The 12,568-nt window shown below is 44.8% G+C and carries 12 protein-coding genes and 1 pseudogene; 10 read left to right on the forward strand and 3 right to left on the reverse strand.

The annotated features are described in order from the left end of the window. The first annotated feature begins 327 nt into the window (after positions 1–327). Positions 328–1,050 (forward strand): class I SAM-dependent methyltransferase, encoded by a 723-nt coding sequence (locus gpAD87_RS09840; protein WP_197521395.1) that lies wholly within the window; start codon positions 328–330, stop codon positions 1,048–1,050. Positions 1,051–1,255: 205 nt separating this feature from the next. Here the strand turns inward: gpAD87_RS09840 and gpAD87_RS09845 are convergent, their stop codons facing one another. After that, positions 1,256–2,245, reverse strand: coding sequence for an NAD-dependent epimerase/dehydratase family protein (locus tag gpAD87_RS09845; RefSeq protein WP_231952500.1), 990 nt, complete (start codon positions 2,243–2,245; stop codon positions 1,256–1,258). A gap of 166 nt (positions 2,246–2,411) precedes the next feature. Beyond that, positions 2,412–3,422, reverse strand: coding sequence for a type I glyceraldehyde-3-phosphate dehydrogenase (gap, locus tag gpAD87_RS09850; RefSeq protein WP_064637878.1), 1,011 nt, complete (start codon positions 3,420–3,422; stop codon positions 2,412–2,414). Between the two features lie 255 nt (positions 3,423–3,677). Between gap and gpAD87_RS09855 the strand changes: the two genes are divergently transcribed. The 6 genes from gpAD87_RS09855 (at position 3,678) to gpAD87_RS09880 (ending at position 10,166) form a co-directional block, all read left to right on the forward strand. Further along, positions 3,678–4,241 carry a TetR/AcrR family transcriptional regulator gene (locus tag gpAD87_RS09855; RefSeq protein WP_442950714.1) on the forward strand — a complete coding sequence of 188 codons (564 nt, stop codon included), beginning with the start codon at positions 3,678–3,680 and terminating at the stop codon, positions 4,239–4,241. A gap of 502 nt (positions 4,242–4,743) precedes the next feature. After that, positions 4,744–6,702, forward strand: coding sequence for a beta-glucoside-specific PTS transporter subunit IIABC (locus gpAD87_RS09860; RefSeq protein WP_064637880.1), 1,959 nt, complete (start codon positions 4,744–4,746; stop codon positions 6,700–6,702). 59 nt (positions 6,703–6,761) lie between these two features. Further along, a complete protein-coding gene (locus gpAD87_RS09865; RefSeq protein WP_064637882.1) occupies positions 6,762–8,204 on the forward strand; it encodes a glycoside hydrolase family 1 protein in 1,443 nt (480 codons plus the stop codon). Between the two features lie 17 nt (positions 8,205–8,221). Then, complete coding sequence (licT, locus tag gpAD87_RS09870; protein WP_064640837.1) at positions 8,222–9,073, forward strand: BglG family transcription antiterminator LicT; 852 nt, start codon at positions 8,222–8,224, stop codon at positions 9,071–9,073. A 407-nt stretch (positions 9,074–9,480) separates the two neighbouring features. Then, the gene (locus tag gpAD87_RS09875) at positions 9,481–9,840 is read left to right on the forward strand and encodes a hypothetical protein (RefSeq protein WP_197521396.1); all 360 of its coding nucleotides are present in this window, start codon (positions 9,481–9,483) and stop codon (positions 9,838–9,840) included. Between the two features lie 35 nt (positions 9,841–9,875). Next, positions 9,876–10,166, forward strand: a complete 291-nt coding sequence (locus gpAD87_RS09880; RefSeq protein ID WP_197521397.1) for a hypothetical protein — start codon at positions 9,876–9,878, stop codon at positions 10,164–10,166. Between the two features lie 183 nt (positions 10,167–10,349). Here the strand turns inward: gpAD87_RS09880 and gpAD87_RS09885 are convergent, their stop codons facing one another. Continuing rightward, positions 10,350–10,895: a TetR/AcrR family transcriptional regulator gene (locus gpAD87_RS09885; RefSeq protein WP_064637887.1), complete on the reverse strand. Its 546-nt coding sequence runs from the start codon at positions 10,893–10,895 to the stop codon at positions 10,350–10,352. A gap of 259 nt (positions 10,896–11,154) precedes the next feature. Between gpAD87_RS09885 and gpAD87_RS09890 the strand changes: the two genes are divergently transcribed. From gpAD87_RS09890 to gpAD87_RS31445, 3 genes and pseudogenes are all read left to right on the forward strand, one after another. Next, positions 11,155–11,514: a cyclophilin-like fold protein gene (locus gpAD87_RS09890; protein WP_079693627.1), complete on the forward strand. Its 360-nt coding sequence runs from the start codon at positions 11,155–11,157 to the stop codon at positions 11,512–11,514. Positions 11,515–11,579: 65 nt separating this feature from the next. Then, on the forward strand, positions 11,580–12,167 hold the full coding sequence (locus gpAD87_RS09895) for a sugar O-acetyltransferase (RefSeq protein ID WP_231952501.1): 588 nt from the start codon (positions 11,580–11,582) through the stop codon (positions 12,165–12,167). A gap of 126 nt (positions 12,168–12,293) precedes the next feature. After that, a pseudogene (locus gpAD87_RS31445) lies at positions 12,294–12,446 on the forward strand (alpha/beta hydrolase); the annotation flags it as partial. Positions 12,447–12,568: the final 122 nt, after the last annotated feature.

The raw sequence follows: 12,568 nt of genomic DNA on the forward strand, positions 1-12,568 counted from the left end.
AACAGAGGAAACGGTGGGTTGTGAAATAAAGAGGTGGACTTTGTGTAGACAGATAGTGATCGGAATATTAACAATACTACACAGAGTATTAATGCAGGGAATTGAAGCAAGAAAGTGTTCTGGAAAGTTCGTTTTCGTAACCTTGTGAAAGGCTCAAACGCGAACCAGAAGTGCTTGCTTCCAATTGAACGGTTTTACTATATAGGAAGCTGAATTCTGGCGAGAAAATATTCAACGAAAGTATGTGAAAATTTAACTTTATTAGGACTTTTGTTAATGGGAAAATCATTGACTTAAGCCCTGATGGGAGAAGGGAATGATGTTTGCGTGAACAGCAAGGAAACCAACGGTGCTTCGTACGAAAGTGTGACAGATCAGCAGCTTCAGGATCAGTTGAAATATTATAAAGAACGTGCTCCAGAGTACAATGACTGGTGGTACCGTCGAGGCACATTTAATCAAGGAGACGAAGCCAACCAAATCTGGTTCGATGAGATCAGTACGATTAAGAATGCTTTTAAAGCTGAACATTTTCATGGTGACTTTCTTGAACTTGCGGCGGGGACTGGCACTTGGAGTAGTCTGTTCTTAAAAGAAGCCCTTATATTGACCCTTGTAGACGGTTCCGAAGAAATGCTTTCGCATAATCCGGTAGTATCTGAACCCAATGTAAGAACGATCATTGCAGATCTTTTCAGTTGGTCTCCGGATCAGTTATACGATTCAGTTGCTTTTACTTTTTGGATATCTCATTTACCCAGAGAGAGACTGGCGAGCTTCTTCACCATGGTATCACGCTGTTTGAAGCCCGGAGGGAAAATGTTCTTTATCGATGATCGAGAAGTAGCAGGAACCCGTGAGTCTCATGTAGTGGGGACATCTGGGCAAACGATGGTTCGGAAGCTTAATAATGGTGATCATGCTACTATAGTGAAGAATTTCTTTGGCGATAAAGAGATTGAGCAAATTGCTGCTAGTGTGGGAATTGAATTGCATGTCCATTGCACCCCTAAGTACTTTCAGTATGGGATAGGGTCCAAAACTGTCTAAAGCAGTAATTATCCCATACTTAATGAAGTAATCACTGAACTAACGGAGCAATTTAGTCCAACAAATAAAGGAGCAGTATCGCCGGTGGCGACTGCTCCTTTATTTTTTACGCTAATCCAGTAGTGCTCATGCATACCAAATTGGCCAAAAGACCCAGCCCAGAGAACAAATTACCATCGATTGCCGTAGTTTGCCCTCTAAAGCCCTATCGTCGAGCAGATGGTTCCTCATAGCTTTGCAAGCCTACGTCGCGCAAAGTTCTTCCGACATAGCCTAACTCTCGACGTGCAGCGGCATCATTGACGGTGAACTCACGCCCAATCATGCGTATCATCGAGCGTGAGATCGGCGGATCGCCATCTTTCCGCGTGATGTCCCAGATCGTGTCGAACAGCCGGCCAATGGCAGAGACGAGCCAGTAGGACAGCGAACGCATCTTATCGATGGACAAGCCCTGCAAGTTCGCAAGCGAGGCGACGAACTCACGGAAAGTCTGCCCTTCCTGGTCCTTGATGAAGAAGGCATGACCGCCTTCTCCGTGTTCAAGAGCGCATTGTATGGCTTCAACCACATTGTCCACATGGCAGGTTGAAAAAGGGTAATCGCCCCGGTCGATGAACGCGAACTGTCCAGATCTGACTGCTTCGGGAAGCGCTCGGCTAAATGGATCACCAGGCCCCCAGATAGCCGGTGGGCGAAGTGCGATCGTGCGAAAGCCGGGTTTGTTGGCTGCCAGAACCAATGAATCTGCCCGTGCCTTGCTCGCCAGATAGGCGGAGAAGTGGTTTGGGAAAGTCTGCGCGCTTTCATCAGCGTCGCGGATGAGCGTACCGCCGTTATCCATATGGATCCCCGCCGCGCTGATGTAGACGAATGTCTTCGCACAGGCGGACTCGGCTGCCTTCAGCAATGCTGCAGTGCCATCAACGTTGGTACGGAAGAATGGTTCGCGAGGCCCTGAAAAGCGGAAAAGGGCGGCCGCATGCACAACCGCATCGATGGCCGGTAACACGAATGGCGTGCTGCTTTCGAGATCAGCATCGACTGGCGTCGCACCCATGGCCTTGAGTTTGGCGTGAGATGATACAGAGCGTGTGAGGGCGAAAATCTGGTGACCATCCTCCGCGAGCTTCGGAATCAGGCGGCCGCCGAGCAGGCCGGTGCCTCCCGTGACGAGAATTTTCAAAGTGATCATCCTTTCGGTTCGGAATTCAGGATAGTCCGCCTGGTGCCGCCACGGATTGAGGGTATAGCTCAACCGATGCGCATCCGGTCAAAACCAGACTAATACCGAACAATCGATCATCGAACTGTGGAGCGCATCCTTCATAGAATTTTACTTCTCTCCATCTTACGATTATTTATCTAGCGATATTAGCGAAGTGCTCCAGAGTACGAACCAATTGGGCTGTATAAGACATTTCGTTATCGTACCAAGCTGCGGTTTTCACCAATTGATGGTCACCGACAGTCAGAACTTTTGTCTGTGTGGCGTCGAAGAGCGAACCGAATGTGATGCCTTTGATATCGGAAGATACAATTTCGTCTTCCGTGTAGCCGAAAGTTTCTGGATCGGAAGCTTCTTTCATAGCAGCGTTAACTTGCTCAACCGTTACCTTGGTATTCAAAACGGCAACGAGTTCAGTCACAGAACCTGTTGGTACAGGTACACGTTGAGATGCACCATCCAGTTTACCCTTCAGTTCCGGAAGAACCAGACCAATGGCTTTTGCGGCACCGGTGGAGTAGGGAACGATGTTCTCCGCTGAGGCGCGCGCAGCTCGGAAATCTCCTTTTGGATCCGGAGCGTCAAGCGTGTTTTGGTTACCCGTGTAAGCGTGAACGGTCGTCATCAGCCCGGATTGAATACCAAACTTGTCGTGTAGAGCTTTAGCCATAGGGGCCAGGCAGTTGGTTGTGCAGGAAGCGCCGGAAATGACGGTTTCCGTTCCGTCCAGTGTGTCATGGTTCACGTTGTATACAATCGTTTTCATGTCTCCTGTAGCAGGGGCGGAAATGACGACTTTCTTCGCTCCGCCTTTCAGGTGTAGCTCGGCCTTTTCTTTTGTAGTGAAGAAGCCTGTACATTCGAGAACAATATCAACGCCAAGTTCTCCCCAAGGAAGCTCTTCAGGATTCCGCTTAGCCAAAACCTTGACCTCTTTGCCGTTTACTTTGAAGGTTCCGTCATGGACTTCAATGTCACCGTGAAAAGTGCCTTGCGTCGTATCATATTTGAGCAGATGAGCTAACATTTTAGCGTTCGTAAGGTCGTTAATCGCTACTACCTCGACGCCTTCCACATCTTGAATCCGGCGAAAAGCGAGTCGTCCAATTCGTCCAAAACCGTTTATACCTACTTTTACAGTCACTGAAAATCCCCCTATAAGTTTTATTTATTCCAACAAGCCACTGCCTGCAATGAAATAAAAATGACCCAGCGCTATTTCATTCTAGGATGGCATGTTGTATAATCTGAAAAGAGACCGTTAGGTATCTTTATATTAGCATGATATTAGTGAATTGCAAGGACGAATTGGATAATTCGTTTAAAGCAATTGCAATAAAATACGGTTCATACGGAGGAGATCATGAAAAAAGGGGACAGAACACGGAAACACATCATTATGAAATCGGCTGAAATTTTTAACCAGAGAGGATATGCCGGTACATCGCTAAACGATATTATTGCCGACACAGGAATTAAGAAGGGGGGCATTTATCGACATTTTGCTAGTAAAGACGAGATAGCGCTTGAAGCCTACAATTATGCTGCCAGTATGGTCGCCAGTAAATTTTCTGAAGCGGTCGATCAAGAGCAGTCTGCGTCAGGAAAGTTGGTTGCATTTTTTCGTGTCTATGAGAATGTCGTCAACGATCCCCCATTTATTGGTGGATGTCCCATGCAGAATACAGCTGTAGAAAGTGACGATACTCATTTGGAGCTTTGTGGTCAGGCAAGGCAAGGGATGCATAACTTCTTGGATATGATGAAAAGTATTATTCGTGACGGTATTCAAGCTGGAGAGTTAAAGGAGGATCTTGATGTGGATGCGCTAGCATCATTTGCATTTTCCTTGTTGGAGGGAGGGATTTTGCTCAGCAAGTTGGATGGGGATAACAAGCACATGCTGATGAACAAAAAAATTTTCTCTTCCTATTTGCAGGAATGCTGCTTAAAGATTAGTTAATCTGATGTACTGGCACATCGGAATAAAGCTGGGCATCATCGATGACAACTCAAGTTCAGAATCTAAACTTTCGATGGATCGTCTCTTTTAAGTATAAGCTGTCTTATGCAATAGCCCGAACGGGTGGTTTTTATATTTTTCACGCAGTTATAAGAAAGAATGTTTTTTTTGTTGCAGTAATGTCGAGGGACATGAACATCATTAAGCACCGAAATACATGAAAATGTTCACATTGTTGCGGGACAACTGACACGATAAAAGTAAAACATAAGTGTTTAGGTATAAAGAAAAATGTCGAATAAAGTGATTGCTAACTAAATTGTTATGTGATATTATGATCCAGTAAACGTTTACATCAATAAAGAATTGAATATTAGCAGTGTTTGGCTGTTACTGGTAAAGCAGGCATGACCAAAATGATTTTGCATTTTCCTTATGTGAGTAGGGGGACGCATATCGTTTTGGTCTTTTTTATATCCAAATTCAGAAATGAGGCAAAGGTATGGATTATCGCAAGTTGGGACAAGAGATTACGGAATTGGTTGGAAAGAAGGATAATATCGCTCGGCTTACGCACTGCGCAACCCGACTTCGGTTCGAACTGCACGATATCTCCAAAGCGGAGACAGAAAAACTCAAAGCTCTTCCAGGTGTCATTACCGTTGTGAACAATGGTGGACAATACCAGGTTGTCGTGGGCAATGAGGTGCAGCAGGTCTACCGAGTTATCACTCAGCAGATGGGTTCAGCAACCCAAAGTGCGGAGTCCAAATCAGATTCCGGCAAAAATAACGGACCAAAGCAGAAACAGAGCTGGATTTCCAGATTCATAAGCGTAATCTCGACGACATTTACTCCGGTAATACCGGCAATTATTGGCGCGGGTATGATCAAAGCGATATTAGCCGTACTTGTGCTGACAGGCCTCGTAACTACAGAAAGCCAAAACTATTATATCCTTAACACCATTGCGGATGCGGCGTTTTATTTCATGCCTATTCTGCTGGCTTATGGAGCTTCCATTAAGTTCGAAACAAGTCCAATTCTGGCGATGACAGTTGCCGGTGTTTTGTTACACCCGGGATGGAGCGCCCTGATGGCGGAAGGAAAAGACGTGTTTTTCATCGGTGTTCCAGTTCGACTAACCGATTACGCAGGCTCCGTGCTGCCAATTATTATTGTCGTTTGGCTCATGTCTTATATTGAACGTTTCGCGGATCGAGTATCGCCCTCAATGATCAAATTTTTCACGAAACCGATGATTGTGCTATTGATTACAGCACCTCTTGCATTGGTGGCGATCGGGCCTTTCGGAACGTACCTTAATGATCTGGTTGCGCTGGGTGCAGAAGCGATTAATGCCAGAGCCAGTTGGCTGATTCCTTTGTTAATGGGAACTTTGCAACCGTTCCTGATCGTGACAGGCACTGCATGGGCCATGACGCCGATTGCAACTAGCCAACTGACCAAAAATGGATATGAAATGATCAACGGTCCGGGAATGCTTGCGTCCAATATTGCTCAAGGTGGGGCTACGCTTGCTGTAGCATTAAAAACCAAAAACAAAAAACTGAAACAGCTCGCTGCTTCTTCCGGTTTCACCGCTGTGCTGGGCATCACGGAACCATCCTTGTACGGTGTAACACTGAAACTGAAAAAACCCTTGATTGCCGCAATGATTGGTGGTGGCGTAGCAGGGATATACGCTGGTCTGACTGGATTAGTGCGTTATGCCTTCGTTTCTCCTGGGCTTGCCGCGTTGCCTGCCTTCATTGGAAGCAATCCGATGAACATCGTTCATGCCATTGTGACTTGTCTGATTGCTTTTATCGTTACCTTTGCCCTGACATGGATCATTGGTTTTGAAGATCCAGTAGACGATGAAGAAGAAGGCAATTCCAATGTTAACGATGACAAGATGCTTTCCGGGCAGCCTGTTAAAGACAACACGGCCGGCACGCAGTCTGTTGCAACAACAAATGCAAATGTACCGAGCCAAAATGAATTACGCCCACTTACGATCGCCAGCCCGATGCAAGGGGAATTAGTCCATCTGGACCGTGTACCAGACGATGTCTTCTCTTTGGGATTATTGGGTAAGGGCGCTGCAATTATTCCTGCAAAAGGAGAACTGTATGCACCAATCACAGGTGAAGTTACGGCTTTCATGGACTCCAAACATGCGGTCAAATTAAATGGTTATGATGGAGAAGAGGTACTCATTCATATTGGAGTGGATACCGTCAACCTGAAGGGGAGACATTTCGACTCTTCCATTAAAGTGGGGGATCGGGTACAACGGGGTGACTTGTTGATCAGCTTCGATATCGATGCCATCAAGGCGGAAGGATATGAAGTTATAACCCCGATCATTATCGCCAATTCGGATCGTTTCCCGGATATTAAGCTGGAGAAGCAGAGTCCTGTGGAGGTTGGAGCGACTATTATCCACCTTTCATAACAAGCTTAATACGGTCCGTCATATATCTTGATCAATATTAAAATGAAGGAGTGCTTGAGATGTTATATCAACACATCAAACCATTCCCCAATGAATTTCTGTGGGGAGGCTCTACCTCTGCTTATCAAGTGGAGGGAGCCTGGAACGAAGATGGCAAAGGCCTGTCCGTCATCGATATGTGTGATCATCCTGCTGGAGCCGCCGATTTCACAGTTGCAAGCGATCACTATCACCGATTCAGAGAAGACGTGAAGCTTTTTGCAGAGCTGGGCCTCAAAGCATATCGTTTTTCGATTGCATGGACTCGAATCTTGCCTTCAGGCACAGGAGCTGTTAATGAAAAAGGACTCAATTACTATCACCAATTGATTGACGAATTGCTGCTCCATGGTATCGAACCCATTGTGACCATGTACCATTTCGACTTACCTTACGAGCTTGAGAAAACGGGAGGATGGAACAACCGGGAAACGATCGATGCTTTTGTCGAGTACGGGCGTATCTTGTTTGAGCATTACGGGCATAAAGTGAAATATTGGTTGACCATTAATGAGCAAAATACGATGATTCTTCATCCGGGTGCCATTGGCACACCGAAGGGCGGACGTTTGCTTTCCAGTAAGGAACTGTATCAGCAAAATCATCACATGTTTGTGGCTCAAGGCAGAACGATGCGACTATTTCATGACATGCTCCCGCAAGGCAAGATCGGTCCTGCATTGAACATGACTTCGATGTACCAGGCAACCTCCAGACCAGCAGATGCAATCGCTGCACATAACTGGGAGACGATTCGCGGATGGGGTTTTCTCGACTTATCGGTATGGGGACGGTATAACCCATTATTCTGGAGTTATTTACATGAACGTGGCATTGAGCCGGTTATTGAGCAGGGTGACATGGAAGATATCCGGTCTGGCCGCCCCGATCTGGTAGCAATCAATTATTATTCGACGGCAACCATTGCCGCCAGTACGGGCGATGCGTCGGATGTTACAGCTCGTGCGGGTGATCAGCAAATTATGCTTGGCGAGCAGGGAGTCTACCGTGCTGCGGAGAATCCTTATACGGAAAAAACAAAGTATGGCTGGGTCATTGACCCGGTTGGCCTGAGGCTAACATTGCGTAAGGTATGTGAACGATATGGTCTCCCGATTCTAATTACGGAAAATGGTATAGGAGCTCCGGATGTACTGGAGGCAGATTACACCATTAACGATACGTACCGGATTGATTTTATTGAGAAACACCTGGAACAGATCAGACTGGCTCTGACAGATGGGGTAGATGTGATTGGTTATTGCCCTTGGTCCGTGATTGACGTGGTAAGCACTCATCAAGGTTATGGGAAACGTTACGGCATGATCTATGTAAACCGCGGTGAACAGGATCTGAAAGACTTGAAGCGCTTGAAGAAGAAAAGCTTCTCGTGGTATCAGGAGGTCATTAAACAGAATGGCAGATGTATCGGAAACTCGGATCAGGCGGTCACGAAAGAATAAAGGATCGTGATGAATGCATGAGAGTAATCAAAATATTGAATAACAGCTTGCTTTTGACCAAAGATGAACAGGGACAAGAAATGATTGTCATGGGAAAAGGCTTGGCATTCAAAGGCAAAGTCGGCGAGCGACTCGATGAGGAGCACATCCAGAAACGATTCATTTTGCAAAATAATCCGTCTGCCCAGGCTTACGTACGAACCATCGAAAACATGCCAGAAAAACATGTGAATGTCATAAACAAACTGATTTCCAATGCCAAAGAAAAGCTGTCTCTTGATGATCAAATCTTCTTTACGCTTATGGATCACTTGTCGTTTGCTATTGAGCGATGGAAAAAAGGGGTAGCATTACAGAATCGCATGTTATGGGAGATCCAGAGGTTTCATCCTGTCGAGTTCGAACTGGGGGTTGAATCCGTTCAGATGCTGAATCTAGAACTGGGTATTGAACTGCCGGAAGAAGAAGCAGGGAATATCGCTTTTCATTTCGTGAATGCCCAAACACATGAGCAGAATATGGAGCGCACGATGCAATCCGTTAAGATGCTAAAAGATATTTTTAACCTGATTCAATACACCTTTGATATACAATTGAACAAAAATTCCATCCATTATGTGAGACTCGTCACACATTTGCAATTCTTCATCCAGCGTTTACAAGAAGGGCGTCTGGGCAATTCGGCGAAAGATTTTATATTTCAACACATGGCGAAGGAGCATCCGCTTGAATACAAATGCGCGGAGATGATCAAAACCTACGTGCAAAACATGCTGGATATCTCCATATCGAACGAGGAATTATTATATTTGATGATTCACATTGCTCGAATTGTGCAGGAGGAGCAAGGTGACGAGGGAGGATTATAAAACAAAGCTAAAGTTATATTCCCTTACTTAGGAGGAGCGATTCTCTGAACATCTGATGCCCTTGATTTCTGGCATGTTCATATGCCTTTTAGTACACAGGAGATAAGATACTTTCTAACTATGACCGTTTTCCCGTATTCTTTCGGGAAACGGTCTTTTATATTTGCAAAAATCTATTCGTATGGTGCCTGTCGATGATTGATTTATGAAAAAAATAGTTTTCTCCTACTTTTTTCATTGAAATTTGGGTTCACTTCAGACCGGATTTTATTTACGATTCATGAAGAAAAATATCCCAAAGGAAAGGAGAAGACAGCAGAAAATCCAGAGGCAATAATGATGAATTCTACATTTAAGCGAATCAGGAGGCAATAGAAATGAAGTAGTGCTATAACCTTGTTAAATGGATGGTTATTCGTGTGTTGGTCGTAAGCATCTGTGCGGTTATAAGTTACGTTCCCGGCAGGGTGGCCGCCGATGATTCGGTTATCCATACTCAGCCAGCAATCTTGGGGACGGTAAGCCCGTCAGGATTCGTACATCCTTCCGTGGGTTTCACTGGCGATGCGCTGAAGCTAATGCAGGAGAAGGTTGCCATTGGTGCAGAGCCATGGGCGAGCGCGTTCGAGGACTTCAGGAACTGTCCCAGTGGATCGCTGGATTATGATATTCGAAATCAGAGCAAGCTGGATAAAACGAAACCGGCATATGATCGCTTGCAGGTGTTTCCATTCAATATCATGAAGGAGTATTCAGATTATATGTGAATTGTTATAAAGGGGAAGGCAAAGGCATACACCAGATGGACAATGGTATTTTATGGGCGGATTACTGGTCTCTCGCTGAACGGCCGGGACATTTGCGACTGAAGGGATTCAGACCTATCAAGGAAGGTGGCTTTTTCCGGGCTGGCAATACGCTATCTCAACGTTACCTCATGACGACAGGGCTACAGGTGGATACCAAGCTTGATCTGGCGGGAATGTCGGATGGACTTCGAGCGGGCCTGGTTCATTTTAATGGGGGGGTGGATTATGCCATGGGTTCTGCGCAAGGGTATAGAGTCTGGTGTCCGTTGGGATATTTGTTGTAAATATGACTAGTTCCAAATTGACTTTGCTTGCCATGATGAACGAATTACGATTTCGAGGAATATAATCATATTGAATAGGCACGGATAAAACCTCTCTGCTAAACAGGCTCAGGCTGCCGAGAATGTCTCGACAGCCTGGAGTTGCTGAATTAGCAGCTTTTTTTGTTTCGTTTGATATCCCTTTTATACAACCCTCTCAAGTAAGGTCCCAACCTGGTTTGCCATGATATGAGGTGGATACGGCATCCCGTTCGTGATCCACCATTCCACTATTCCTACAAAAGCTGTTCCCATAAAGGAGCCCACAATCAATTCATCCAATCCCTGGTTTCTTTCTTCGTTCATATTTACTTCACCTTTATATTCTTCAATAAGAAACTCAAGGAACCGGGCACGAAAAGAAGGAGCTCCTTTACTCGCCAACATCGTTGAAAAGAATAAATAATTGCGCTCAAAGTATTCGAAATAGACCAGATTCGCTTCACTCCACTCCATTTCACATGCATATTGGTTGATGTCCTTCATGTTGTTAATATGCTCTTCAATCAGTTTATCCAGCAGATCAAATTTATCTGTGTAATGCAGGTAGATGGTTGCCCTGTGAACATTTGCCCTGTTGGAAATCTCCTGGATCGTAATGGAATCGAAATTCTTTTCTGACATCAATTCAATGACGGCTTTTTTTATCGCTTCCTGTGATTTGAGTATTCTTCGATCTATTTTAGGCACGTATTTCCACCAAGCTCTCTTAGTTAATAGTCAATTCAGGGGATTTTGTAGAGTAATCGACAAACACAGATCATTTAACGATTGTAAGTGCCTCGATTCAATATAATATTATACACATGTCGTGTAAACGATCAAAATCGCGTATGACTAAACGACTACATTTCGGCAGAGAGAACCCTGAACCGGTTCGAATGGAGAGGATTCGTAAAATCTGGAGGTAACGGCTGAAACAGTAGATCATGAGACGGAGGAAAACAGCGTGATTCCCATCCATATTATTGTTGGCGGCAGCACGTTTACAGCAACTTTAAATAACAATGAAACGACACAAGCCCTGATAGCGCAATTTCCGATGACCATCCAAATGAAAGAACTGAATGGGCTAGAAAAGTATAATGATCTGCCCGAGGAGCTTCCTGCTGCATCTACCGAACGCCCTGAAACCATTCATGCCGGTGAAATTATGTCCTGGTCCGGAAACACTTTGGTGCTTTTTTATCAGACTTTCTCCAATTCTTATGGCGGTTATGTACTACTCGGAAGTGTTGACGATCCGTCTAATTTGGCAGCTACGCTTGGTTCAGGGCATGTACAAGTCACCTGGTCGCTTGCAGAATAAACCGCAGGAATGTTTCCAGAGGTAAAGTTATCTAGAGAAGGAAGACTACTGATTAGTTTATCTATATGGAAAAGGAGCAAAGTGAAATGAAACCCAAAGACATTCTTGAACGAGATAAAAATGGCGAGTTAATTTCTTTAAATGACCCGGAGTATTATAAAATTCATGATCTTATTGTTGAAGCACAGAAAATTACAATGCAATTAAACAACTCATATCATGAAGCGAAAGAAGTCAGAGGATTGTTTTCGAAATTAACGGGAGTAGAGGTGGATGAATCGTTTGGACTTCTTCCTCCTTTTTACACGGATTTTGGCAAAAATATCAGAGTGGGAAGAAATGTGTTTATCAATCATGCTTGTACTTTTATGGACAGAGGTGGGATAACCCTCGAAGATAACGTATTGATAGGTCCAAAAGTTAACCTGATTACCATTAACCACCCGCTGGAACCAGCCGAAAGACGCTCCACGATATCTACTCCAATAGTCATCAAGAAAAACGCTTGGCTTGGGGCAGGCACGATGATCATGCCTGGGGTTACGATCGGAGAAAATTCTATCGTTGCTGCAGGTGCAGTGGTCACCAAGGACGTTCCACCCAATACGATTGCTGCAGGTGTTCCTGCGAAAATTATAAAGAATTTGGAATAGAAAGGCTCATGTAATCGGGAAAATATAGAAAAATGTAGAAAGACATAAAGTTACCAACCTGACTGAGGAGTGACATCAAGTAATGATGGTGTTCTGAACTGGGAAGCGTGAGGAAAAGCCAAACCCAATCTTCCGAAAAACACGACATTCGTGAGTATAAAGGGTGGTAACCATGGTCAATTTGTCTCCTACTGGATGCAAAAGGAAGACAGCGCGCCTAAGATTACAGGACAGGAACAGCTTCAGCAGGTTGTTCAGGCACTGAAAGAATGGATGTAATCAGTACAAAAATATAAAAAGGACCGTAAGTGTCATCTTCCATCGATGAATGCTTTCGGTCCTTTTATGTTTAACCTGTACCTTAATGCCTGGCAGCATCTTTATAAAAATATCTAATGAAC

Source organism: Paenibacillus sp. AD87, assembly GCF_001659845.1.
Taxonomy (GTDB): Bacteria; Bacillota; Bacilli; order Paenibacillales; family Paenibacillaceae; genus Paenibacillus; species Paenibacillus marchantiae.

Bases quoted from the DNA above. Each gene is read 5' to 3' on its own strand.
- gpAD87_RS09880 (WP_197521397.1), top strand. From the start codon at position 9,876: ATGGACAATGGTATTTTATGGGCGGATTACTGGTCTCTCGCTGAACGG.
- gpAD87_RS09860 (WP_064637880.1), top strand. From the start codon at position 4,744: ATGGATTATCGCAAGTTGGGACAAGAGATTACGGAATTGGTTGGAAAG.
- gpAD87_RS09875 (WP_197521396.1), top strand. From the start codon at position 9,481: ATGGTTATTCGTGTGTTGGTCGTAAGCATCTGTGCGGTTATAAGTTAC.
- licT (WP_064640837.1), top strand. From the start codon at position 8,222: ATGAGAGTAATCAAAATATTGAATAACAGCTTGCTTTTGACCAAAGAT.
- gpAD87_RS09855 (WP_442950714.1), top strand. From the start codon at position 3,678: ATGAAATCGGCTGAAATTTTTAACCAGAGAGGATATGCCGGTACATCG.
- gpAD87_RS09865 (WP_064637882.1), top strand. From the start codon at position 6,762: ATGTTATATCAACACATCAAACCATTCCCCAATGAATTTCTGTGGGGA.
- gpAD87_RS09845 (WP_231952500.1), bottom strand. From the start codon at position 2,245: ATGATCACTTTGAAAATTCTCGTCACGGGAGGCACCGGCCTGCTCGGC.
- gpAD87_RS09895 (WP_231952501.1), top strand. From the start codon at position 11,580: ATGGAAAAGGAGCAAAGTGAAATGAAACCCAAAGACATTCTTGAACGA.